This window comes from Rahnella sp. EDr1-12, assembly GCF_049206505.1.
GTDB lineage: Bacteria > Pseudomonadota > Gammaproteobacteria > Enterobacterales > Enterobacteriaceae > Rahnella > Rahnella rivi.
Genome location: NZ_JBLZNY010000003.1, coordinates 101,760 through 125,367, shown reverse-complemented (window position 1 = coordinate 125,367; position 23,608 = coordinate 101,760). Strand labels below are relative to the sequence as shown.

The following is a 23,608-nucleotide window of genomic DNA, read 5'->3' as shown; positions in this document are numbered from 1 at the left end:
CACCTTACAGGCATGTCATACGGCAGGTTTTTAAGAGGAAAAGGCCAATCCCTGGCCCTGGTGCTTGCTACAGCGAGTGATTCAAAAGAGGCGTAAAGGTTCAGGCCTTCAGCAATGACGCTGTGCTTTCCTGTAATTCATCGAGCAATGTGTAACGTTTACGGTATTCAGAACGCTTTTTGCTGGGTAACTCTTCCATGGTTTTGCGCGGCAGCGTCAGCGGAACGTCATATAAGGAAGATGAATATGGCGTGGCGCTGATGGAATCCCAGAATTCGTTATAGCTGGCGACGAATACGTTCTTTTTACGGTGACGGTAACGCAGGCTGCGGAAAACATGGCCGGTGTCGCTGACCGCCAGGATCCGCTGTACGCCGGTGTGTGCAGCAATGCGTTGCAGGCTTTCCAGCAGCAGACGTTTCGGGAACAGCCCGTAGCAGGATTTGGTCGCCTGTTTGATCACCTCATGCGGCGTCGAGCGGTGCGCTCCCTGGAATCCCCCCACGACTATCGTCAGCCCTTCAGGGCGTTGCACAACGCTGAACGTCAGCGCGGCCAGCAGCGTTTCTTCCATATACAGGAACATGTTCGCCTCGCCTTCCCGCTCGGATTTACCGATCGATCCCAGCACGACCCTAAACGTTTCACCGTCTTTGCCGGTGAACTGTGTGACGGTGTCACCGCTTGCGCTGAGGAAGGTGTTGCGCAGCGGCGCGCTTTCAATGTTACTGACGAAGGCGTAGTGATCAACCAGCGCAGAAGCGCGTCCGGCGGACGGCAACCCGAGGTGCAGATAGGGTTTGTGGATTTTGCTCGGCAATTTCGTCTGAACGGTGAACGCCTCCTGCCAGACGGGCTCGGCGGCCATCTTGTTAAGGACTTTCAGGGTATCCAGCGGATGCAGCAACGTGCGGACGGCGTATTTGACACGGAACATCCGGTCGCGCCACAGGTTATCCGGTACACAGGCACCGCTCAGCAAATCCATGAACAGACTGAATCCGCTGACTTTTTTGTTGAGAGTTGGGTCAGTGGACTGGGGTCCGCTGAGGGATTCGATGTCGTTAAGTGGTGAGTGTTCCATGACTTATTTCCGCTGCCTGAAATAATCACGGTATCACCCGATTTTTAAACAACTTTACAACGCTTCCTTAAAGAAAACGGCGCCCGACCGGTAGATGAATCCTGTTGAGGCGCCGTTTACATTATCTTTACGTAAGGGGGATAATTAAGGTTTTGCGGCCTGTTTAAGCATCACCCGTTCGCTCAGCGTTATTCTCCACACACTGTTCTTCGACAAATTCAAACGCCCGCCGCAGTTGTACGGCGTCGGGATGACCCGGCAGCAGATGAATGGATTCACCGGGCTGGAGCGTGCGTTCGATCAGACGCGACATCTGCTTTTCATCCGAGATATCCACCTGTAATTGGGCCAGACTGACCGGCAGATCAAGCACCTTATACAGTGCGGTCAGTTGCACCACCACGTCTGGCTGATTCAGCAACGCGCTTTGCACCAGAATACCGTAGGCCACTTTGGTGCCGTGCAGGAAGGCATCAGTCTGCGGCAGAGCGGTCAGGCCGTTGTGCACGGAATGCGCCGCCGCGATGCGCGTGTACCGGTCGCCCAGCCCGCCCACTAATCCGCCGCCTGCGATGATCGCATCCAGCACATTCAGGAGCGGCTGAGTCAGCTGATGATCATCCTGCGCCTGTAAGGCCGCTTCGCTTTCATTGAGCAACACGTCGCGCAGCGTCAGCGCGGTATTCAGGCCGAGCTGAACCGTCAGGGGCAGCGTTTGCGGTTGCGGGCTGAGCACCACGGCTTCGTACCATTTCGCCAGCGTGTCGCCGATCCCTGCCAGCAGATACTCCTTTGGCGCGGCGAGAATAATGCGCGGTTCGACCAGTACCAGATGGTTGGCATCCCTGAAGATTTCGTAACGCAGCGCCTGGCCTTCGTCGTTATACCAGACCGAGAGCGGCGTCCAGGCCGCGCAGGTCGCGGCGATGGTTGGGATCGCCACCACCGGCAGCCCGAGACGGCGCGCCACGACTTTCGCCGTATCCAGCACCGCCCCGCCGCCAATGCCGATCACCACCTGACGATCCGGCCCGCCGATCTCTGCAATCCGCTGCACTTCTGTTTCGCTGCAATGTGCGTTAAACAGCACGTGCCTGGCCTGCGAGGCGGTGAAGGCTTCCGGCAGATAATCCTGCGCAGCCAGCAGCGCCCGTTCGCCGTAAATCCACAGCGCCTTATCCAGTTGCGCCGGGGTATAAAACTCAGCAAGACGCTCAATGGCGCCGGGGAAAGAAAAATAGTTGGCAGGGCCGGCGACCACGCGGATATCGGTATCACTCATCGGGAATTCCTTAATATAGAAGCTGTTAACATCCTACCCCCGGACATCCGGATGGCTAATACTCTTTGGCATTAACTTATACGTTTTAGTTCGTTGCCAACGGCTGCGCCGTCATCAAAACTCGGACAATCAATTCATTAACTCACTATAAAAGCCTGCACAAAAGCTCAGATGAATTGTCCTCCCGTTTTAATGATGATTAACCACACAGGGTAATAAAAATGAAACTGCTCTCCACCTCATTGCTGGCGTTAAGTTTATTCACCGTCCTGCCGTCGTTTGCTGCACAAACCGCTGCGGTGCCGCAAGCGATTGCCGGGCATCAGGGGCCCATCCGCATCGCGGTGATCCGTAATCTGGGGTCGGACGACAACACCACCCAGTTTGTCTCCGGTGTGATCCAGGAAGGCCGCAAACTCGGTTTTCAGGTCAGCACTTTTCTGAGTAACGGCGACGACGCGAAATTCCAGGATTTCGTCAATCAGGCCATCAGCCAGAAATATGACGGCATTATTTTATCGCAGGGGCGTGACCCCTATTCCACCGAGCTGGTCAAACGTATCACCGCCAGCGGCATTGCGGTGTCGGTCTTTGATACCGCGGTAAATGGCGAGATCCCCGGCGTGACCGTCACGCAGCAGGACGACGCTTCGCTCACCGATCTCTCCTTCGGCCAGCTGGTGAAGGATTTCAACGGCAAAGCCAATATCGTCAAACTGTGGGTGGCCGGCTTCCCGCCGATGGAGCGCCGCCAGACGCAGTACAAAAAACTGTTGCAGGATCAGCCTGGCATTCATGAACTGGAATCGATTGGCGCGGTGTCTTCTGACGTTCAGGGGGATACGGCGAATAAAGTGGGCGCGATCCTGGCGAAATATCCGAAGGGTAAAATCGACGCCATCTGGGGAACCTGGGATGCGTTCAGTCAGGGCGCGTATAAAGCCCTGAAAGAGAATGGCCGCACTGAGATCAAACTCTACAGCATTGATATTTCCAATCAGGATCTGGCGCTGATGCGCGAACCGAACAGCCCGTGGAAAGTCAGCGTGGCGGTAGATCCTAAACTCATCGGCGCCATCAACCTGCGTCTGGTCGCCAACAAAATCGCCGGTGAAAAAACGCCTGCCACTTATGAGTTTAAAGCGGCGGCCATTCCGCAGGCGTTGCTGTCCGGCAATCCTGATGCGGTCAACGTGGCGTCGCTGGCAAAAGTGATCCTCGGCTGGGGAAAATCCGATGACTTTATCGCCCCCTGGTTCGCTACCCTCGAAGCGCAGCATAAAAAATAAGGCCGGATTATGACGACGTATTCTCTCCCTCAACCGGAGTACAGCCGCAATATGCGGCTGATCGGCCACAGCGATCAGGGCGGTAAACCTGATGGCGTGCAGGTGATGGTTCACCGTGGCTACGCCTATATCGGGCATATGGTGTCGCAGGGGTTTTCGATTGTGGATGTGCGCGACCCGAAAAACCCGCGCCCTGCCGGTTTCATCCCTGCGCCGCCGGGCACCTGGAATGTGCATTTACAGGCGCACGACGATTTACTGCTGGTGATCAACGCCCGTGATTTGTTTGCTGACGTGCGTTTCGCCGATGAAAAAGTCTATTACACCCGTTCCGTCAGCGAGACGGTGCAAGGCACGCAGCAACGCGGATGGAGCGCGGGCGTGCGGATTTTTGATATTTCGGTGCCCGATCAGCCAAAAGAGATCGGCTTTCTCGGGCTGGAAGGTATTGGCGTGCACCGCATCTGGTACGTCGGCGGCCGCTGGGCATACGTTTCAGCGCTGATTGACGGTTACAGTGATTATATCTTTCTGACAATCGATCTGGCCGACCCGCGTAATCCGCAGGTTGCCGGACGCTGGTGGTTGCCGGGAATGCATACCGCAGGCGGCGAAACGCCGGACTGGCCGGAAGGCAAACGTTACGCGCTGCACCACGCGATCATCAGCGGGGATACGGCGTATGCCAGCTGGCGCGACGGCGGCCTGACCTTGCTGGATATCAAAGACCGCAGTGCGCCGCAGCTGATCTCGCACCGAAACTGGAGCCCGCCCTTTGGCGGCGGCACGCATACGGCACTGCCGTTGCCCGACCGCGATCTGCTGGTGGTGCTCGACGAAGCCGTTCTCGACAATCAGGAAGACGGCGAGAAACTGATCTGGCTGTTTGACGTACGCGAACCCTCGAATCCGGTGAGTATTTCCACCTTTCCGCAGCCGGACGAACGGGATTACGTCAGCAAAGGCGCGCATTTCGGACCGCACAATCTGCATGAAAACCGGCCTGGGAGCTTCATCAGTTCCACGCTGATTTTCGCCACCTATCAGAACGCCGGTGTGCGCGCATACGACATCAGCAACCCCTATCAGCCAAAAGAAACCGGCGCGCTGGTGCCCGCTGCGCCTGAAAGGATGATCGATAAACGTCCCGGCAGACCGCAGGTGATCCAGTCCTGCGACGTGTTTGTCGATGCCCAGGGGATCATTTACAGCACCGACTACAACGGCGGCCTGTCGATTATCGAGTATCTGGGGTAATGCATTGCGCCTGAGATTGATGATGTCAGGCGCTTTTAACGCAAAGTCTCTGATGACTTCCTGACGCCCCTCCCTTATAAGATTTATAGTAGGCGAATACAGCCCCGGCTACTTTTACTTCTCAATGTAAGGAAACCCTGCAAGTGACTGCTTTCAAAAATCTGTCAATCCCCTGTATCAGACCCGCAACGCCAGCAGACGTTGGTGCGATTTTTGATATCCGCACCCGCGTGAAGGAGAACCCGCTTTCCCGCGAGCAACTCACAGAAATGGGTATCACGGATGAGACGATCCTTGAAGCTATGCTGGCAGCGCCTTGTCTGTGGATCGCCGAAGTGGATGGCGCCCCGGTGGGATTTTCGATGGCCGACCTGGAAGAAGCCAGCGTTTTCGCGATGTTCATCCTTCCCGGTTTTGAAGACAGAGGCATTGGCCGGAGCCTGATGGCAAGAGCGGAAGAGGCGCTGTTTGACCTTCATTCCACCATCTGGCTTGAAACCAGTGCTGAGAGCCGCGCTTTCGGGTTTTATCAGAAACTCGGCTGGCAGGAGGTTGAGCGGTTTGAGGATGGCGATGTCAGACTGGAGAAAACGAAGCCAGTCGCCCGTGCACACCGGTAAAATCGCTCTTTTTGCCCCTCGCCTGATCTATAACCCAGCCAAAGGTGTGTGATAGGTTTAATACTTATCATCTATCTTTTGCTGTTTCAGGACAGACCATGAACCAAAGTAAACCGGATGTCGCAGAACATCCGTCGCAGGACAGTGCCGAACGTTCAGGGATCTCCGTGATTGCTTTACTGGTTGCCGCGGCTTTCTTCATGGAGTTTATCGATGGCACGGTGATCGCCACCGCACTCCCGCAAATGGCGATATCTTTCGGGGTGTCTGCGGTGGATCTCAATGCCGGGATGAGCGCGTATATGCTGACGCTGGCGGTGTTGATCCCGGCCAGCGGCTGGGCGGCGGAGCGGTTTGGGGCGCGGAATGTATTCACCTTTGCCCTTGCCGTTTTTACGCTTGCCTCCCTGTTCTGCGCGATGGCGACAGGCGTCGGGGAATTTATCCTTCTGCGCATTATTCAGGGCGTCGGGGGAGCGCTGATGGTGCCGGTCGGGCGGCTGACCGTGCTGAAAACCACGCCAAAACCTCAGCTGATTAAAGCCATCGCCACCCTCACCTGGCCCGCGCTGGTCGCGCCGATCCTCGGGCCGCCGCTGGGTGGGTTTATCACGCACTACGCCTCCTGGCACTGGATTTTCTACATCAACGTGCCGCTCGGGATTATCGCCATGATCCTCGCGTGGCGGCTGTTTCCCCAGCAACCCGCCGACCAGCCCAAGCATTTCGACAAGCCGGGCTTTGTGCTGACCGGGCTGGCGATGCTGGCGCTGGTGACCGGTCTGGAGCTTATCAGTCAGGATCATATCTTGTGGACCACCGCCGTGCTGCTGCTGGCGGCGGGCGCGGCGATGTCCGTGCTGGCGGTGCGTCATTTGTCCCGATCTGCTGCGCCGATGGTGCACCTCGGATCGCTGGTGATTCCGACCTTTCGTATCAGTATGGGCGGCGGTTCGCTGTTTCGTATCACCATCAGCGCCGTGCCGTTTTTACTGCCGCTGATGTTGCAGGTCGGGTTCGGTATGGACCCGTTCCACGCCGGGCTGCTGGTACTGGCGGTGTTCGCCGGAAATCTGGCGATGAAACCGGCTACCACGCCGCTTATCCGCCGCTTTGGTTTTCGGCCTGTGCTGGTGGTGAACGGCCTGCTGAGCTTTTTCTCGCTGCTGTTTTGCGCTTTCCTGACACCCGGCACGCCAGACTGGCTGATCATGCTGCTGCTGTTTCTCGGGGGGCTGAGCCGTTCGATGCAGTTCACCGGCATCAGTACGCTGGCATTTTCGGATGTGCCCGCCAGCCACATGGCGGATGCCAATACGCTGTTTAGCACTGCGCTGCAACTCTCGGTCGGGCTGGGCATCACGGTTGGCGCGCTGGGCACCCGTTTCGGGGAGCAACTGGCGGAGCGGATGCAATGGCAGGCGGTGCCGGGAATGAGTTTTAAAATCGCGTTTGTGGTGATCGCTGTGATAACGCTTATCGGCTGGCTGGATATGCTGCGCCTGAAACCTGATGCAGGGGCAACAGTTTCCGGCAAACAGTAAACTTTACTCTATGATTAATCGTGTTAATTCACCTGAACCGGAGAAACCGATGTTTGCAGGATTAAGTGCTTTTCCCCTCACGCCGCTCAATCATAATGGTGTCGATGAACGGGCGTTTGTGCGGCTGATTGAAAGAAGTGTCAGTGCAGGCGTGGATTCGATCGGTGCGCTGGGGTCAACCGGCAGCTATGCCTACCTCAGCCGCGATGAGCGCGCGAAAGTGGCCCGTCTGGCCGTAGAACATGCAGACCGGGTGCCGGTGATGGTGAGCATCGGTGCGACCAGCACCGCTGAGGTGTTGCATCTGGCGGAAGATGCCCAGCAGGCGGGCGTCAGTGCGGTGCTGCTGGCACCGGTGTCCTATCAGAAACTGACCGCTGACGAAGTGTTTGCGCTGTATGAAACCGTATCGCGCCATCTTTCGGTGCCGATGTGCGTTTACGACAATCCTAACACCACGCACTTTGAGTTCAGCGATGACCTGTATGTCCGCGTGGCGCAGTTGCCGCACGTTGCCAGCATCAAAATTCCGAATCTTTCTGCCGATCCGCTGACAACCCGCGCGCGGCTGGAGACGATCCGTGGCCTGCTTCCTGCCCATATCACCCTGGGCGCCGCAGGCGATCTGGCGGCTGCCACGGTGCTGACGCAGGGCGGTGATGTGTGGTATTCGGTGATTGCCGGTTTATTCCCGCAGATCCCGGTGGCGATCACCCGTGCAGCGCAAAACGGCAATGTGGCCGAAGCGCAGGCGCTATCGGCCGGGCTTGAGCCTTTATGGGTCTTTTTCAGAAAACACGGCAGTGTGCGGGTGGTCGCGGCGGCCGCTGAGTTGCTCGGTCTGGCGAGTGCGCCTTGCCTGCCATTGCCGCTGCACGCGCTGGCCGGTGACGAACGGCAGCAACTGGCTGGCGTACTCGACAGGCTCGGTCTGCACGCCTGATCTTCACGGCGGGAGCCTTTCCCGCCGTATTTCCCTTTCGCCACGGCACAAACAGCCACCCTTTTAGTCGCTTATTCCACCGTTTGATTTCCCTTAAATCATCCATACTGTCAGCATCATGCACCTTTTTCGGGTGCACTTTTTGCAGAGCAAAACCTACAAGGGCTATTCAGGCGTGGCAAAATCATTTTTACGCAGTGGCAGTCTCAACGACATCCTTGCGCTGGGCGAAAACGGGGAACCGGTTTATGCCTCAGCCCTGCAATTACGGGAAACCTTACGTCTGCGTAAACAACCGTCGATTGCCGATTGTCTGGCTATTCCACAGCTTAATGAGTCGGGCGATCGTCTCGACTGGTACTCCCCGCGCGAGGGTAAAGTGATCTCCTGGGCTGCCGCGACCGATGCGGCGCGGGCGTCGGCATTGCGCCACCTCGAAAACTGCCTCGACACCGTTGCGCACATCAGCGCTGCGGCGAAATCTTCAGAAAAATCAGCCTTGCAGTTTTTCGGCGCGTTGCTGGAAAAAGCTTTCCGTTTTCCGGATCAAAACCACGTTTATCTGGTTGGCGGCCAGCCGGTACTGACTTTCTGGGGGTTTGTGAGCCTGGATAACAGCAGCAATGCCGATGCGTTCGCCTGTCTGCGTGAGACGGTGAAAGCCGATGAACCTTTACCCGCCTTTGCCATGGCCGTCGAGGATGCAGAGGCTGACATGCCACCTCCGGAGCCGGTTCGCGTGGTGAAAACCATTGAAGCGCGCGCCGCCGAGCAGGATGTGCCGGAGCCTGTGCCTGTCGTCACGCGCCGTAAAATTTCGCCTCTGATGTGGGCGCTGCCCGCCGTTGCGCTGGTGATTGCCGGTTCTGCTGCCGGCTGGCTTTATTCCCGTACGCCCGCCGCGCCTGTGGCCGTCGCTCAGGCGCAACCAAAACCTGCGCCGCAGACCATTGAGCCGCGCGCCATTGCGCCGACGCCGGTGGTGGCTGAACCCGAGGCTAAAGCAGAGGCCGCTAGCGTGCCGCAAGTGAAAGCGCCACAAACCCCGGCGGCGCTGCCCGTAGCACCTGCTGCGGTGGTGGTGGCCTCACCTGCACCGGTTTCGGACGTCGAGAAAAACCCTGTCGTGGCGGAGCCTGCGCCAGTTCCCGTCAGTAAGAACGCGCTGGTGATGCCACCGGACGCGGTGAAAATCGGTTCGACCAAATTCCTCAACGGCAACTGGAATGTGATTGTCGATATTAAGGATCCGGTGACCGGCAAGCCGCCGGTGCTGCGTTATCAAATCAAACAAGGTCAGGGCACGGTGAAAATCAGCTACGGCGCAGGCATTACCTGCCGGGCTGCCATCAATGCCGGGCTGATGCAGTCGGGAAATCTGGTGATCAACAGCCGCTACCGCGCCAAATGCAGCGACGGTTCCCGCTATCAGATGCCGGAAATCAGCTGTACTCAGGCCGCGACCGGCGCCGCTGTGTGTCAGGGGCGCTACAACGGTGACACGGTTTATCCCATGACGATAAAGCGCGAAGGTAAATAACAGCATGCTGGCAACGATTACTGATTTTAAACAAAAAATTACCCTGATTCAGGACAGCGGGATCCAGTTCCTCGACTTCGCGTTAAAACCTGTCTGGGATGAGGCCCTGCCCGCGAAATTCGTGCGTAAAAGCGCGAACGGCCCGCTGCTGCGTCTGGAGTATAACGCGCAAAGTGGCCGTCATTTTCTGCCGGGGCTGGACGGCGGCGCGCCTGAAGTGGTGCGTCCGGAGTTCAGTTTTCCGCTGGAGCAGTCTCTGCAATTGCTGGATCAGATCTGGCTTCCGCTGCCGTTTCTGCGCTTCAATCCGCCGCGCACCTTTATGGCGGGCCCGGATAACTGGGCGCGGGTGCAGATCCGCGCACTTGAGACGCCGGAAGCCGACGGCAGCACGCATCGCGTGGTGATCGCATTTGATACCCGTGTGGCCGAAGGTGATGACGAACAGTCGCTGCTCGCGCCGACGCCGGACGATGTGAAGAATGGTATTCATTTTGCGCTGGCATGGCACAACGAAGAGTTGCTCGATTTTCTCGACCAGACCTGGGTGGACGGCTGGCTGCGTGAAGTGTTCACCGAACAGGTGGCGATCCGTGAGCTGCGTGAAGTGCGCAATATCAAAGTGGCGCTGCGCGAGTTTGAATATCAGGCGCATTACCTGAATCTGCTGGGCATGCTCGGCAGCCAGCTGGGTATCCCTGAACTGAAGATCAACGGCGCAACGTTGCAGGAACCCTCGATCAACGTCGATCTTATTCTGGACGTCGGCAACTCGCACACCTGCGGCATTCTGGTGGAAGATCACGTCGGTGAAACCGATGGCCTGAAACAGACCAGCGAACTGCAACTGCGGGACCTGTCGCAGCCGCATTATCTCTATAACGAGTTGTTTGAAAGCCGGGTGGAATTCTCACAGGCGCGTTTTGGAAAGCCGAATTTCTCAGTTGAAAGTGGCCGTGATGACGCTTTCATCTGGCCGTCCATTTTGCGCGCCGGTCGTGAAGCCAGCCGTCTGGCCCAGTTGCGTGAAGGAACGGAAGGATCCACCGGACTTTCCAGCCCGCGCCGCTATTTGTGGGATGAAGACAGTTATACGCCAGGCTGGCGTTTCAGCCAGGGCGGCCACGGCGCGGTACAGGAGCCGGTGGCTGCCGCCATGCCGCTGACTTTTCTGATCAACGACGAAGGCCAGCCGCTGTCCGATCTGGCACCGGAGGAACGTCTGCCGGTGTTTTCCGCACACTACAGCCGCAGTTCCGTGATGACGCTGATGCTCTCTGAGCTGCTGGCGCAGGCGCTGATGCAAATCAACAGCCCTGCCCAGCGCGCCAAAATGCTGCGTTCTTCCGCGCCGCGCCAGCTGCGAAACATCATTCTGACCCTGCCTTCGGCGATGCCGAAACCGGAGCGCGAAATCTTCCGCCGCCGCATGCAGGAGGCCATCGGTCTGGTGTGGAAATCCATGGGCTGGCATCCTTCGGACGACGGATTCAAAACCCAGAGCGATAAGGCCAAAAGCCGCATGCCGGTGCCGGATGTGCAGATGGAGTGGGATGAAGCCACCTGCGGGCAAATGGTCTATCTGTATAACGAAACGCAGGTGAATTTCGGCGGCCATACCGGCGAATTTTTTGCCAGCATGGCACGCCCCGATCGTGAACTGGCCGATGACGAACCGGTGGGTAAAACCCTGCGTATCGCCTCGATCGATATCGGCGGTGGCACCACCGATTTAGCCATTACGCAATACTGGCTCGACGACGGCATGGGCAATAACGTCAAAATCACCCCGCGCCTGCTGTTCCGTGAAGGGTTTAAGGTGGCGGGCGATGACATCCTGCTGGACGTGATCCAGCTGTATATTTTACCTGCCCTGCACGCCACGCTGAAAAAAGCCGGTCTGGCGAACCCTGACAGCCTGATGACGCGGCTGTTCGGCAGCGAAGGCCGCATGGACGGCCACGCCACGCTGCGTCAGCAAAGCACGTTACAGATTTTTATTCCGCTGGCCCGCGCCGTGCTGGAAGTGTACGAAGGCTTTGATCCGCTGGACACGCATGCCGAAATCGACGCGCCGTTCGCGGAACTTCTTGAACAGCGCCCGACGCAAAAAGTGCTCGATTATCTGCACGGCGAGATCCAGCGCGCGCTGCCTGCCGGTTCGGAGATGTTCGACATCATGCAGGCGCCGCTGGTGCTGAAACTGAGCAAGCTGCACAGCGAGTTTTTATCCAACCGCATGAGCATTACGCAGAATCTGCGTTCGCTGTGCGAAGTGGTGTCGCTGCACGATTGCGACGTGTTGCTGCTGACCGGACGTCCGTCGCGCTTCCCCGGTATTCAGGCGCTGTTCCGCCACCTGCAACCGCTGCCGATTAACCGCATGCTGTCGCTGGATGGCTATCACACCAGCGGCTGGTATCCGTTCAATAAACTGGGCCGCATTGATAACCCGAAATCCACCGCCGCCGTCGGCGCGATGCTGTGCCTGCTGGCGCTGGATCTCCGCCTGCCGGGCTTTTATTTCAAGGCCGGGGATTTTCAGCCTTATTCCACCGTGCGCTATCTCGGGATGCTCGACGGCAATCAGGCGCTCACCGACGATAACGTCTGTTACAGCGACATCGATCTCGATGCCCACGATTATAAACTCGACGGCGCGGCCAACTTCCGCATCCGCGGGGCGATCTGTCTGGGCTTCCGTCAGCTTGAAAATGAGCGCTGGCCCGCATCACCGCTGTATACCCTGTCTATCGCCGAGCCGGAGCTGGCGCGTAAAGTCGCCGGTGACAGCGTGCTGCGCGTGAAACTGGCGGTGAAAAAAGGGGAAGATCACCCGACGCCGGAATATTTCGACATCGCCAGCGCAGTGCTGGATAACGGCACCAAAGTGCCGTCTCACCATCTGCGACTTCGGCTGAACACACTGGGCGAGAACTATTACTGGATCGACAGTGGGAGCGTATTTGTTTCATGACCACAACAACGTTAAGCACCGACCTGCTGCAACAGCAATTCGCGCACCTCGATGACACCATCGGCGACGCGCTGGAATGGGTGGAACAGACCCGCGAACAGGCACCGCGTCTGGATCTGGAAGCGGATCGCCTGAATCTGCAACTTAAACGCTGCCGCGATAAAGCCCGCCGTCTGACGCAGGCGACACAACTGCCGCAGACGCTGGGCTTTTACGGCCATTCTCAGGCCGGAAAATCTTATCTGATTTGCGCACTGGCCGCCGGCAACTACGGGCGTCTCGAAACGCGCCTGGGCGGCGTCACGCTCGATTACCTGACACAGATTAACCCGGGTAACCGCGCTGCGCGTCTGGCGACCCGCTTTACCCGTCAGACTGAGGTGAAAGACCGCGCGTTTCCGGTGCGGGTGCTGCTGCTCAATGAGGCCGATCTGGCCCGCATTATGGTGCGCGCCTTCCGGCCTGATGCGCACTACCACGTCCCGGATACGCAGCAGATCACCGAACATCTGAACAAGCTGATGATGCACCGTCAGCCGCTGCCGGTGCCAGGATTCCGGGGTGAGGAGATGATGGGATTATGGGATTCCATGATTCGTCTCGACGCGCGTCGCTTCCGTCACCTGAATGCCCACTACTGGCCTGTTGCAGTGCAGCTCGCCCCGTACCTGAATATCGACGATCGCGCACGCCTGTTCTCCCTGCTGTGGGGCAACGTCCCCGCGCTGACGACGGCGTATCGCCATTACGCGCACACGCTGCAACATCTGGGCGGCGCGCAGAGTCTGCTCGCACCGCTGAGCGTGTTAGTGGATGACGCAATGCAACCGGCCGACGGCATTTTCAGTCAGTCCCCGGCTTATGATATTGAGATTTCTGTTTGCCCGGAATTCGCGGGTGAAAGCCATGCGCCGGTGACGTTGTCACTGGAAGAGCTGACGATGCTGGCCGCCGAAGTGCAGATCCCCCTGCTTTCTCCTCCGCGTGAAGCGCTGTTTGAAGAGATCGACCTGCTGGATCTGCCGGGCTACGGCGCGGCGGAGGAAGAGGTTGACGGCGAGGACGACATCACTCCGCTGTTTCGCGCCAAGATCGCCTGTCTGCCGGAGCGTTATGCCGATCGCCATGAAATGAACATGCTGATGGTGTGCACCGCCGCTGACCGCCGTGACGATGTGGTCGCCGTTGGCCGCACGCTGGAACACTGGGTGAAAGAGATGCACGGCGAGAATCCGCAGGTGCGCAGCCGCCGCAAACCGGGTCTGGTCTGGGTGCTGACGCCGTTCGACCGCCGTATGACCGAATCGGTACATTACGATGAAGCGGTACAGCGCCATGTGGGGAATCCGGGTGATGCCTGGGGCGCACTGCTGGCCATGGACGATCGCGGGTTACAGCGTATGGCTGATTATCTGGTGGCGGAAATTCGCCCTGAAATCCGGCTCAACCGTCTGGCCGAACAGCGCGATGAGTTACGCCGCGAACTGGCCGATAATCTGCTGGGCAGCTGGTATCAGGAAGGTGAAACGGCGGATCCGGCACAGAAACAGCGCACTGTACAGACCGTGATCAAGGCGTTGCAAACCCGAACCGGCGTTCACGGCGAACTGCTGGAAAAACTGTTGCCGGGACGGGATGAGCTGCACCGTATTTACCGGGAACTGTCCGAACAGCCCGACGACGCCCGCGTGCAGGATGAGGCAGGCGTGGAAAGTTTTGGTATCGGCATCAATATCGATCTGTTTGCTGAACAGCAGGATACGCAGGTCTGGCAGGAAAAAGCCGATGACGGCACCGCGTTTGCGCGGCAGGTACAGCGTTACTGGGTCAACCATTTACGCAGTTTGCCGGAAAACGAACCGCTGATTGCGCTGATTGGCGTGGCCAAACCCACCGTCGAATTACTGATGGAAGAGCTGATTACCGCCAGTTTCCGTCTGGAAATGGGCGATGCGCTGATCCGCACGCTGGGCGGCGCTCTGCCCGCCGGTACGCGTGAACACGAGCATCACGCTGACCGTCAGGTTTCCCGCGCGCTGACCGTGTTAGGCGATTTTGTCGCCTGGCTGGGTTTTGAAAAACTGAGCGAGGCGCAACGCCCGGAAAGCCGCATCAATAAAGGCAGCAAGATTTTTGCCAAACCGCAGAAAAGCGTTGCCAGCTGGAAATCGACCCAGCGCCTGACCAAACTCTCCGCTGCGCCAGCCAATGCCACCGCGTTTTATATTTACGACTGGCTGGTCGGTTTACAGGAAAGCATCATGCGCAATGCGGGCTATGCCGCCGGCGGGGAAATTCCGTTGTCGCAGCGTGAAGGTCTGGAGCGTTTGCTGAAGGCGTTAAAAACCGCGGAGTGATAAATACATAAACCGGAACATCAGCGTGATGTTCCGGTTTTATTTTATGGCGCGTGCGGCCATGTTTGTTGCAGCGGATTATTTGTTCAGTTGATCAACCAGCAGTACCGCGGCTTCCGCAGAAGAACCCGGGTTTTGTCCGGTGATCAGCAGGCCTTCACGTACCACGTAAGAACCCCAGTCAGCGCCTTTGGAATAGACACCCCCCAGTTTTTTCAGCTCATCTTCCACCAGGAAAGGCACCACGTCGGTCAGGCCAACCGCTTCTTCTTCGGTATTGGTAAAACCGGTGACTTTTTTGCCCTGAACCAGCGGATTGCCCTGCTCATCTTTCACGTGACGCAGCACGCCCGGCGCATGACACACCAGCGCCACAGGTTTACTGGCAGCGATGAACGATTCGATCAGTTCAATGGAGTGTTTATCTTCTGCCAGATCCCACAATGGACCGTGGCCGCCCGGGTAGAATACGGCGTCGAAATCAGCCTGCGAAACGCTGTCCAGACGCACTGTGTCTGCCAGCTGGGCGTTGGCCTGCGCATCGGCTTCAAAGCGGTGGGTTTGTTCTGTCTGGAAGTCCGGCTCATTGCTTTTCGGATCCAGCGGTGGCTGGCCGCCAGCCGGTGAGGCCAGCACAATGTCTGCGCCTGCATCTTTGAACGCGTAGTAAGGCGCTGCAAGCTCTTCGAGCCAGAAACCGGTTTTGCGGCCAGTGTTACCCAGTGTGTCGTGTGAAGTCAGAACCATCAGAATTTTCATGTTGTGTATCCCGTTTGTGATGTTGCAGGTTGTCTTTGATAGTAGACCAGTAATAGTAGACCAGTCGTCTTGTAATTACTTTCAAAAAAACACCTCAGCGCGAGGTGTATTCTCTGACCATCCTTTTAGCGAGGTGGATGGATAATCTGTTGTGTCATTGCCATGGCAGCGTCAAAAGGTTGCGTATTGCGCACAATTTTCACCATCACGCTCGAGCCCAGCCACAGCTGATACAGCCCTTGTGCAGCCATCAGCGGTTTATCAGTGACGCTCATCGACCCTTCTTCAACGCCGGTTTCAATCACTTTCGCGATGCGGCTGATAATGCCGGAGGTGCCTGCATCAAGCGCCTGACGCATCGATTCAGAGAGATCCGCCACTTCTGCGCCGAGTTTGACGGCGAGGCATTTTCCCTGACAGTCGTAAAAAGACTGACTCTCCTGCCACTGCTGCCAGTAATTCATCAGCCGCTGCGCCATGGTCAGGCCGGGCTGTGAAAACGTGGCATCCATTTCAGCGTGGTAATCCTGAAAATAGCTTTTCAGCAGTTCTTCGCCAAACGCATCTTTCGAACTGAAGTAATGGTAAAAAGAACCCTTCGGAACGGATGCGGTGGTCAGAATTTCATTCAGGCCGACGGCCGAGAAGCCTTTCTTCGCCATGAGTGACTGCCCCACATCGAGAATGTGCTTACGGTGATCGGTCTTGCCTGTGTCAGATGCTTTTGTCGTGTTCATGGGCTCAATCTATATTGAATTAGACCAGTCGTCTAGTGGTTATTTGAAAAAAGTCGCTGCTGAGATTCTGTATTGAGGTTTGAGGGCCAATGGGGCGAAACCTACGCTAATCGTCTATATGTTCGTTAACTTGTTGATTTAAAAAGTCTTAGTTCACCTTTTATTACATTTTCAGACAAGGTGAATGAGTAATGATCTAACATATTGATATGGCCATGCATCAACGGTGATAATCTGGACATGTCTTCTTCATTAATTTCAGTAGGTTGGCTATCATTATTGATATGTCCAAGGGCTTCCTGCATATACTGCGTATTCCAAAAAACAATACTTTTTGATTTGGGCGTAATGCTCCCAACGGATTGGTTCTCGTTTTGCGTACTCAGCCAGAATATCAGTCCGACTGATTGAAAGCTGCCTGGCAACAAAGGTTTGTACGTTGTGCGGAACCAGAGTCAAATCAGACAGGAACGCTCTTAAAAATCGGACTGACGTCAGTTGAAGGGCTATACCAAGTCGGTTCTGATCTCATCGTCGTTGTGCTATGAATGCCAGGTCATTTTCATCCAGAATAAAATAGCGGGACTGTTGCACCTCATTCGGTTCCGCTGCATAACGTCCATAATTTTGCTTCTGCTCTTCAGTTAAAAAATCATTAGCCATTGGCACTCCTTGCGCAACTATGACTTAGGTCTATTTTTAACTATCTCAAATGTTATAAGTTTTAAGACTATTAGAAGCGGCGCCATAAATGATTATCAGAAATTGCAATTTATGCTTTCTGATACTACGCAGTATCAATATCGATTTGTGAGACCAATATGGCATTACTGGGATATGCAAGAGTATCAACCAGCCATCAGAAATTGACGGTACAGATTACAGAGCTTAAATCTGTAGGTGTAAGAGATGACCGGATTTTAACCGATATGATGTCTGGGGCCACGGATGAACGCGAAGGATTACTACGGCTGCTTGCTCGTGCAGAAAAGGATGACATCATAATTTGTACCAAAATGGATCGGCTTGGTCGCAATACCGCAGACATGATGACCATTGTTGATACTTGCTATAAAAAGGGAATAGCCATTCGTTTTCTTGAGAACGGACTAAGTACTGAAGGGACTATGGGGAAAATACTGATTCAGATACTTGCGGCTGTAGCTGTAGCTGAACGTGGACGTATTCTGGAACGCACCAATGATGGCAGAATTGTAGCAATGGCATCCGGTGTAATATTTGGAAGGAAGCCTCAATCGAAAGCAGGATTTGTCAGACAGCTTATCAATCAGAAGCAATCAGAAAAAAATAATCCTAGAAAGGACTGGGGTTTTTCTGGCTACTTATTTTCGGTTTAAAAAATTGGAAAAAAATCTAAGGTTATCAGAAAGATAATATTAACTGCGGTTGAAGAAAACCTATTTAATGTAGAGGATAGGTATAACAACAAAAATTCATCATAGGAAAACGTAAGCTATGGAAGATATAAATTTACTTAAAGAGATTCGTGAGCTAAAAAGTCAGTTATCCTACGCTAAAAATATTGGTTTTTTTATGGGGGCCGGTACCTCCTGTGCTTTGGGCTTACCAAATATATCTCAGCTAACAGTTAAAATTGAAAGTGCATTAAAAGAGCCATTATTAAAATTTTTTAATACCATTAAAAATGACTTAAAAAAACCTGATGAGACAATTAGCATTGAGGATATTCTTAATCAAGTAAGAAGGATTCGAGAAATAACTGAAGAAAGGCCTGATAGAGAATTCCTTGGAGTTTCTGGAATAAACGCACGTGATCTGGATGTTGAAATTTGTAGAAATATTTATAATATGATTACAGAGAAAGAAGTTGGCGCTAATCTGACTGCACCAAAGAAATTTTTCGCATGGTTAAACATGCAAAACAGAGATTTTTCAAAAGAAATTTTTACTACAAATTATGATCTGGTAATAGAGAAATCTCTTGAGGCTATTCGAGCACCATATTTTGATGGTTTTGTTGGTTCTTACGAACCATTTTTTTGGCAAGAAAGTGTCGAAACACTTGTTCGTAGAAATGACCTAACTCAGAACTGGATTCGATTATGGAAAATACATGGTTCTCTTAGCTGGTTTTGGAAAAAAAGAGACAATCTTAAATCGCATAAAGTTATACGCCTTGGGAAAATAGATAAAATTGAAGAAGAAAAAAATGAAATAGTAATCTATCCATCAAAGGAAAAATATGATCTATCTCGGAGGCAACCGTTTTTGGTTTACTTCGATCGCCTTAAAAACTATCTGCTTAGCGGTGAACTCTTATTCATTTTCACTGGATATTCTTTTTTAGATCAGCATATAAATGAAATCATTTTTAATTGCTTGAGGCAAAACAACAGACTTAGTGTCGTTGTCTTTTTTTATGCGGACAGTGAAGTCAAAAAATTGCATTCACTCTCAGCCGGATATCTAAATCTGTCTGTCTTCGGTCCAACTACTGCGATTATAAACGGAACGTTAGGAAAATGGTCACTTGATCAATCCGAGCTAAAAAGCAAAGAAAAGTGTGATGGTTTTTGGAATGCTAAAGATGAACAATTCTTGCTTGGCGATTTTAACTATTTGGTTGAGTTCTTAGTCGGTAATTCTGGCCGTAGTAGCGAGATTGAGGTTTCTATAAATGAAGACTGACTCTACATATTTAGGAAAGGTTATTCGTGTGGATTCCAGTACTGTAGAGGTAGAGGTTTCATCAGAAATACCTTCCGCAGCGCCAATAATAAATGGTCGATTATATAAAATTGGTCAGATCGGCACATTTGTAAAAATGCCAATGGGAAATATTACTATCTACGCTATCGTTGCTGCGGTAAGTGACAGACCATTTGCAGATAGCAGTGATGATGAGCATAGAATGAGCTCAAAATTCCTTTCAGTACAACTAATTGGCGAGAAAATAGGTGACAGTGAGTTTGAGAAAGGGGTTGGTACTTATCCTACAATAGGTGATGAAGTACATCTTGTGATTGAACATGATCTATTTGAAATTTATGGAGAAAAGGATACTGGTTCCATTGAAATTGGGAAGCATTCTTCATCTGAAAATTTAGGTGTCTATGTAGATACTCATAACTTAATTTTACGTCACTGTGGTATTTTAGGCTCAACAGGTAGCGGAAAATCAAATACTACTGTCAGCATACTGAAATCTATTCTACATGGTTATGTTGGTTCAAGGATTATATTGGTAGACCCACACGGCGAATATGCCTCTGCATTTCCTGATGCCAAGGTTCTGAAAATTAACGAAGAGGGCTCCCCATTAATAATACCTTTCTGGTTGATGACCTTCGAAGAACTGGCATATTTCTTAGTCGGTGCCGATCATCGTGATGAGCAGAAAATAGAATATCGTTTACTGAGGGACCTCGTAACCGAATTGAAGAAGGAAAATATAAATTTAAAGGCAGGTGTTGTTGATGTAGATCTTGTTACAGCGGATTCGCCTATTCCTTTTAGCGCAAGGCGGTTATGGCATGAGATGAATTGGTTTCTTAACGCATCATTTTCTTCCACAATGAAAGATGAGCAAACCAAGAAAACTGCTAAAGAAAAGAATGCTGGAGACGCAGAAACATTGACACCAGCGACATTTGAGCCTTACTCAATGGGTAATTTAGCACCTTATAAGTCTAAACATATGGAGTATTTTTCTTATGAGAAAAAATTACTTTCTCGGTTAAGAGATACGAGATATGACTTTTTATTCAATCCTGGAGATTATAAAACGGCAGACTCTGAAAAAGATTTGCATGATTTACTCGCGGATTGGATAGGATGCAAGCAAAGATTAACAATACTAGATCTTAGCGGTGTCCCGTTTGAGGTACTAGACATAACCATAGGCTTGATTACACGTTTTGTTTACGACAGCATGTTTTGGGGGCGTAAAGAGTCTTATACCGGTAAGCAAAGGCCACTGCTCTTAGCCTTCGAGGAAGCTCATACGTATCTAGGGAAAAATGACAAGAGTAATTATTCAAAAGCTGCGGTTGAAAAAATATTTAAAGAGGGAAGGAAATTTGGAGTGGGAGCACTAGTCATTTCTCAACGTCCTTCAGAGTTGTCGGAGACTATAATTTCCCAAATTGGCACGCTGATAGCGCTTCGGCTTACCAATTCAAGCGACCAATCTATAGTAAAATCATCCGCACCCGATAATCTAAATAGTCTTATGGATCTTCTTGCATCTTTGCGTATAGGTGAGGCCGTTATTTCAGGTGAAGCTATAAAGATTCCTTCTCGAGTTAGGTTGAAATTGAATCACCCAAGGCCAACCAGTGAAGATCCAAAGTTAATAGAATGTTGGACCAAAGAATTCTCTCTGGATGCTGATAACTATAAAACCGTTGTAACTAAAATACGTGAACAGAAAATCTAATCAATGGAGCGTAAATATGGAAAGAAGAAGTGTTTCATCAAGCATGATTCGGAGTATTGGGTACGATGAATCTATTTCTACATTAGAGATTGAATTTAATACTGGAGCTGTATGGAACTACCATGATTTTCCACTTACAACTTGGTATGAATTTGATGGGGCTGAATCACACGGCAAATTTTTTCATAGTTTCATAAAGAAAAATTATCGCGAGTCACAAGTAGGATAATGTACAGATAGGCTACCACTGAACTATACAGTTGATCGGTGGTAGTCACTATTTTTGCTAATCATGATGAGTAAAACGGTGGTTAATAAGTTATTTATTTGATTGTCTATAGCTGAGCTAGGTTTTCGCCCCATTGGCCCTCATACCCTGTATTGAGGCTAAACGTCAGTTTTTCGTCAAGATTTCATCGCGCAATCTACAAAATTACCTCAACTTTCTGTAAATTTGGCCGATGAAACTTCTTTCAGTTGTATTCAGCTTACGCCTCTGGGGTCATACGGATGTTGATTGGGATTGATTTAGGCACGTCAAACTGCGCGGTGGCTCTCTGGCAGGACGGTGGTTCCGTTCTGATCCCTAACGTTTATGGAAAAAATCTGACGCCTTCGGTGGTCGGGCTGGACGATGACGGCCACATATTGGTCGGCGCCCCCGCGCATGCACGATTGTTCACGCATCCTCATCTCACCCTTTCAAGTTTTAAGCGCTTCATGGGGACCGATCATCAGTTCCGTCTCGGTAAGCAATATTTTCGTGCGGAAGAGCTCTCCGCCCTGCTGCTGCGCAGCCTGAAAGCCGATGTGGAGCAGCATTGCGGGTGTGAGATCACCAAGGCGATTATCACCGTCCCCGCTTATTTCAACGATATTCAACGTAAAGCGGTGAAAGCGGCCGGTGAACTGGCGGGGTTACATGTCGAACGCCTGCTGAACGAACCGACGGCGGCGTCGCTGGCATACGGGCTGGTGAATCAGCAGGAACAAAAATTCCTGGTGTTCGATCTGGGCGGCGGCACTTTTGATGTTTCGATCATTGATATGTTCGAAGGCGTCATTGAAGTGCGCGCCAGCAGCGGTGACGTATTCCTCGGTGGCGATGATTTTACCCGCAGCCTGGTCGGCTGGATGCTGGCGCAATATCCGCAGCTGGATAAAGAGGACACCGCGCTCTTCGGCCAACTGATTACGCTGGCAGAAAAGGCTAAGTGCCAGCTGACCACCGAAGACAGCGCGACGCTGAGATACCAGTGGAAAGAGCTCTCGCTGAACTGGACGCTGACCCCCGACATATTGGCGCAATGCTGTGAAAGCACGCTGGAGCGCATGAAAAAACCAGTGATACAGGCGCTGCGCGATGCCAAATTCTCCGCCGATGAAGTGGACCACGTGGTGCTGGTGGGCGGCGCAACCCGTATGCCGCTGGTTCGTCAGGCGGTGGCGCGTCTGTTCGGGCGTTTCCCGCGCAGTGAACTGCAACCGGACGAAGCCGTGGCGCTGGGTGCCGGTATTCAGGCCGGGCTGGCGATGCAGGATCAGGCGCTCGATGACATCGTGCTGACCGATGTCATGCCCTTTACGCTCGGCATCGGCATTTCGCGCCCTAAAGGCGATGGCTATGAAGGCGGCCATTTCCTGCCGCTGATCGAACGAAATAGCTTTGTGCCGGTCAGCCGGGTGGAAACCATCACCACGATTTCCGATCAGCAAAAACAGCTGGATGTGTCGATTTATCAGGGCGAAGCGCGCCGGGTAACGGACAATATTTTACTCGGTTCGCTGCAGGTGGATGTGCCTGCGCGTCCGGCGGGTGAAATGACCGCTGACGTGCGTTTCACTTATACGCTCGACGGCATTCTTGAAGTGGAATGCCTGATCTCCGGCACCGGTAAACTGGAAAAGCTGGTGATTGAAAAGGCACCGGGCAGCCTGACGCCGGCACAAATTACCGAAAGTTTGTTGAAGCTGGAAAGCATCAAACAGCATCCGCGTGAGCAACTGGTCAATCGCCAGCTGGTGGCCGAAGCCAACGCGTATTATGAGCAGAGTCTCGGCGAGCAGCGCCAGTTCATCGCCAGTCAGCTTTATCATTTTGAGCATGTTCTTGATTCGCAGGATGCGCGGCGGATTGCCGAAGCCCGCAAGGAGTTTGAAGCGCTGCTGGTGCATTTACGCCGGAACTGGGAATAACCCGGTGGAGATCTGGTCCGTTCTTGGCATAGAACCCACCCAGGACATCACGGTGATCAAACGGGCGTATGCCCTTCAGCTGAAAAAAACGCGGCCAGATCAGGATCCCGACGCTTATCAGCAGTTGCGCGAGGCGTTTGAATCCGCCAGACGTGGAGAATACTTTTGGGCAGAAAGTGACATTGTCACCTGCCCGTTGCCTCTGATGGCGCTTACCGATGAATCCCTGATCCGCCAGATGCAGGTGCACGCCCTGGTGTGCGACGCCGTTACCCTGCTGCTGTCAAATGAGCAAGCCGGTCTGGTGCAGCTGTTTGCCTGCCTGTCGGATGATTTACTGCAAAACCTTCAGATGCGCGAAATGTTCAGTCAGCAACTGGCCTGGGATTTGGCGGAACGTGAAGGACTGACGCCGTCTGTGCTTGAGCAGGTGGCGGCGATGATGGAATGGGAAATCGACCATTATCAGCCGGTCGGGATTTCAATTTATCAGCTTCAGGCGCTGTACCAGCAGATTGAAAAGACCACCGGGCGCCGTTATCAGGCGGATTCGGGCATGCTGTGGAGTGACGACTGATGCTCTTTTTCTATTCAGGATTAGCG

General features: G+C 53.3%; 19 protein-coding genes and 1 pseudogene. 14 read left to right on the top strand and 6 right to left on the bottom strand.

The window, feature by feature from the left end:
• Window positions 1-100: 100 nt before the first annotated feature.
• Window positions 101-1,084 carry a VirK/YbjX family protein gene (locus ACO0U8_RS14505; RefSeq protein ID WP_421671066.1) on the bottom strand — a complete coding sequence of 328 codons (984 nt, stop codon included), beginning with the start codon at window positions 1,082-1,084 and terminating at the stop codon, window positions 101-103.
• Window positions 1,085-1,247: 163 nt separating this feature from the next.
• On the bottom strand, window positions 1,248-2,366 hold the full coding sequence (locus ACO0U8_RS14500) for an oxidoreductase (RefSeq protein WP_421671065.1): 1,119 nt from the start codon (window positions 2,364-2,366) through the stop codon (window positions 1,248-1,250).
• Window positions 2,367-2,587: 221 nt separating this feature from the next.
• Between ACO0U8_RS14500 and ACO0U8_RS14495 the strand changes: the two genes are divergently transcribed.
• From ACO0U8_RS14495 to ACO0U8_RS14460, 8 genes are all read left to right on the top strand, one after another.
• The gene (locus tag ACO0U8_RS14495) at window positions 2,588-3,655 is read left to right on the top strand and encodes a sugar ABC transporter substrate-binding protein (RefSeq protein ID WP_421671064.1); all 1,068 of its coding nucleotides are present in this window, start codon (window positions 2,588-2,590) and stop codon (window positions 3,653-3,655) included.
• A 9-nt stretch (window positions 3,656-3,664) separates the two neighbouring features.
• The gene (locus ACO0U8_RS14490; RefSeq protein ID WP_136374681.1) at window positions 3,665-4,912 is read left to right on the top strand and encodes an LVIVD repeat-containing protein; all 1,248 of its coding nucleotides are present in this window, start codon (window positions 3,665-3,667) and stop codon (window positions 4,910-4,912) included.
• Window positions 4,913-5,055: 143 nt separating this feature from the next.
• Window positions 5,056-5,532, top strand: a complete 477-nt coding sequence (locus tag ACO0U8_RS14485) for a GNAT family N-acetyltransferase (protein WP_421671063.1) — start codon at window positions 5,056-5,058, stop codon at window positions 5,530-5,532.
• A gap of 98 nt (window positions 5,533-5,630) precedes the next feature.
• The gene (locus tag ACO0U8_RS14480) at window positions 5,631-7,076 is read left to right on the top strand and encodes an MFS transporter (protein WP_421671062.1); all 1,446 of its coding nucleotides are present in this window, start codon (window positions 5,631-5,633) and stop codon (window positions 7,074-7,076) included.
• Between the two features lie 49 nt (window positions 7,077-7,125).
• Window positions 7,126-8,019 carry a dihydrodipicolinate synthase family protein gene (locus tag ACO0U8_RS14475; protein WP_421671061.1) on the top strand — a complete coding sequence of 298 codons (894 nt, stop codon included), beginning with the start codon at window positions 7,126-7,128 and terminating at the stop codon, window positions 8,017-8,019.
• 175 nt (window positions 8,020-8,194) lie between these two features.
• Entirely contained in the window at window positions 8,195-9,559 is a 1,365-nt protein-coding gene (locus ACO0U8_RS14470) for an SrfA family protein (RefSeq protein WP_421671060.1), read from the top strand.
• A 4-nt stretch (window positions 9,560-9,563) separates the two neighbouring features.
• Window positions 9,564-12,536 carry a virulence factor SrfB gene (locus ACO0U8_RS14465; RefSeq protein ID WP_122096687.1) on the top strand — a complete coding sequence of 991 codons (2,973 nt, stop codon included), beginning with the start codon at window positions 9,564-9,566 and terminating at the stop codon, window positions 12,534-12,536.
• Window positions 12,533-14,893 (top strand): virulence factor SrfC family protein, encoded by a 2,361-nt coding sequence (locus tag ACO0U8_RS14460; protein WP_421671059.1) that lies wholly within the window; start codon window positions 12,533-12,535, stop codon window positions 14,891-14,893. Before ACO0U8_RS14465 ends, ACO0U8_RS14460 begins: the two co-directional genes overlap by 4 nt.
• Window positions 14,894-14,971: 78 nt before the next feature.
• Here ACO0U8_RS14460 and ACO0U8_RS14455 read toward each other — a convergent pair whose 3' ends face one another.
• The 4 genes and pseudogenes from ACO0U8_RS14455 to ACO0U8_RS14440 all read right to left on the bottom strand — a co-directional run.
• A complete protein-coding gene (locus tag ACO0U8_RS14455) occupies window positions 14,972-15,652 on the bottom strand; it encodes a type 1 glutamine amidotransferase domain-containing protein (protein WP_136375790.1) in 681 nt (226 codons plus the stop codon).
• Between the two features lie 125 nt (window positions 15,653-15,777).
• Complete coding sequence (locus ACO0U8_RS14450; RefSeq protein WP_421671058.1) at window positions 15,778-16,389, bottom strand: TetR/AcrR family transcriptional regulator; 612 nt, start codon at window positions 16,387-16,389, stop codon at window positions 15,778-15,780.
• 125 nt (window positions 16,390-16,514) lie between these two features.
• Entirely contained in the window at window positions 16,515-16,814 is a 300-nt protein-coding gene (locus ACO0U8_RS14445; RefSeq protein ID WP_421671057.1) for a Tn3 family transposase, read from the bottom strand.
• Window positions 16,738-17,052 (bottom strand): annotated as a pseudogene (locus ACO0U8_RS14440) (DUF4158 domain-containing protein); the annotation flags it as partial. The pseudogene ACO0U8_RS14440 and the gene ACO0U8_RS14445, both read right to left, overlap by 77 nt.
• Before the next feature lie 158 nt (window positions 17,053-17,210).
• Between ACO0U8_RS14440 and ACO0U8_RS14435 the strand changes: the two are divergent.
• The 6 genes from ACO0U8_RS14435 (at window position 17,211) to ACO0U8_RS14410 (ending at window position 23,582) form a co-directional block, all read left to right on the top strand.
• Window positions 17,211-17,747, top strand: a complete 537-nt coding sequence (locus tag ACO0U8_RS14435) for a recombinase family protein (RefSeq protein ID WP_421671056.1) — start codon at window positions 17,211-17,213, stop codon at window positions 17,745-17,747.
• Window positions 17,748-17,865: 118 nt separating this feature from the next.
• A complete protein-coding gene (locus tag ACO0U8_RS14430) occupies window positions 17,866-19,059 on the top strand; it encodes an SIR2 family protein (protein WP_421671055.1) in 1,194 nt (397 codons plus the stop codon).
• Window positions 19,049-20,809 carry an ATP-binding protein gene (locus ACO0U8_RS14425; protein WP_421671054.1) on the top strand — a complete coding sequence of 587 codons (1,761 nt, stop codon included), beginning with the start codon at window positions 19,049-19,051 and terminating at the stop codon, window positions 20,807-20,809. The genes ACO0U8_RS14430 and ACO0U8_RS14425 overlap by 11 nt, the downstream gene beginning before the upstream one ends.
• Before the next feature lie 16 nt (window positions 20,810-20,825).
• On the top strand, window positions 20,826-21,038 hold the full coding sequence (locus ACO0U8_RS14420; RefSeq protein WP_421671053.1) for a KTSC domain-containing protein: 213 nt from the start codon (window positions 20,826-20,828) through the stop codon (window positions 21,036-21,038).
• A 281-nt stretch (window positions 21,039-21,319) separates the two neighbouring features.
• Window positions 21,320-23,005 carry an Hsp70 family protein gene (locus ACO0U8_RS14415; RefSeq protein WP_136375788.1) on the top strand — a complete coding sequence of 562 codons (1,686 nt, stop codon included), beginning with the start codon at window positions 21,320-21,322 and terminating at the stop codon, window positions 23,003-23,005.
• 4 nt (window positions 23,006-23,009) lie between these two features.
• Entirely contained in the window at window positions 23,010-23,582 is a 573-nt protein-coding gene (locus tag ACO0U8_RS14410) for a molecular chaperone DnaJ (protein ID WP_183849056.1), read from the top strand.
• Window positions 23,583-23,608 lie beyond the last annotated feature (26 nt).

Excerpts from the sequence above, each read along its gene's own strand:
- ACO0U8_RS14425 (WP_421671054.1), top strand. The coding sequence starts at position 19,049 with ATGAAGACTGACTCTACATATTTAGGAAAGGTTATTCGTGTGGATTCC.
- ACO0U8_RS14480 (WP_421671062.1), top strand. The coding sequence starts at position 5,631 with ATGAACCAAAGTAAACCGGATGTCGCAGAACATCCGTCGCAGGACAGT.
- ACO0U8_RS14415 (WP_136375788.1), top strand. The coding sequence starts at position 21,320 with ATGTTGATTGGGATTGATTTAGGCACGTCAAACTGCGCGGTGGCTCTC.
- ACO0U8_RS14460 (WP_421671059.1), top strand. The coding sequence starts at position 12,533 with ATGACCACAACAACGTTAAGCACCGACCTGCTGCAACAGCAATTCGCG.
- ACO0U8_RS14490 (WP_136374681.1), top strand. The coding sequence starts at position 3,665 with ATGACGACGTATTCTCTCCCTCAACCGGAGTACAGCCGCAATATGCGG.
- ACO0U8_RS14430 (WP_421671055.1), top strand. The coding sequence starts at position 17,866 with ATGGAAGATATAAATTTACTTAAAGAGATTCGTGAGCTAAAAAGTCAG.
- ACO0U8_RS14505 (WP_421671066.1), bottom strand. The coding sequence starts at position 1,084 with ATGGAACACTCACCACTTAACGACATCGAATCCCTCAGCGGACCCCAG.
- ACO0U8_RS14435 (WP_421671056.1), top strand. The coding sequence starts at position 17,211 with ATGGCATTACTGGGATATGCAAGAGTATCAACCAGCCATCAGAAATTG.
- ACO0U8_RS14500 (WP_421671065.1), bottom strand. The coding sequence starts at position 2,366 with ATGAGTGATACCGATATCCGCGTGGTCGCCGGCCCTGCCAACTATTTT.
- ACO0U8_RS14420 (WP_421671053.1), top strand. The coding sequence starts at position 20,826 with ATGGAAAGAAGAAGTGTTTCATCAAGCATGATTCGGAGTATTGGGTAC.
- ACO0U8_RS14455 (WP_136375790.1), bottom strand. The coding sequence starts at position 15,652 with ATGAAAATTCTGATGGTTCTGACTTCACACGACACACTGGGTAACACT.
- ACO0U8_RS14465 (WP_122096687.1), top strand. The coding sequence starts at position 9,564 with ATGCTGGCAACGATTACTGATTTTAAACAAAAAATTACCCTGATTCAG.
- ACO0U8_RS14495 (WP_421671064.1), top strand. The coding sequence starts at position 2,588 with ATGAAACTGCTCTCCACCTCATTGCTGGCGTTAAGTTTATTCACCGTC.
- ACO0U8_RS14450 (WP_421671058.1), bottom strand. The coding sequence starts at position 16,389 with ATGAACACGACAAAAGCATCTGACACAGGCAAGACCGATCACCGTAAG.
- ACO0U8_RS14475 (WP_421671061.1), top strand. The coding sequence starts at position 7,126 with ATGTTTGCAGGATTAAGTGCTTTTCCCCTCACGCCGCTCAATCATAAT.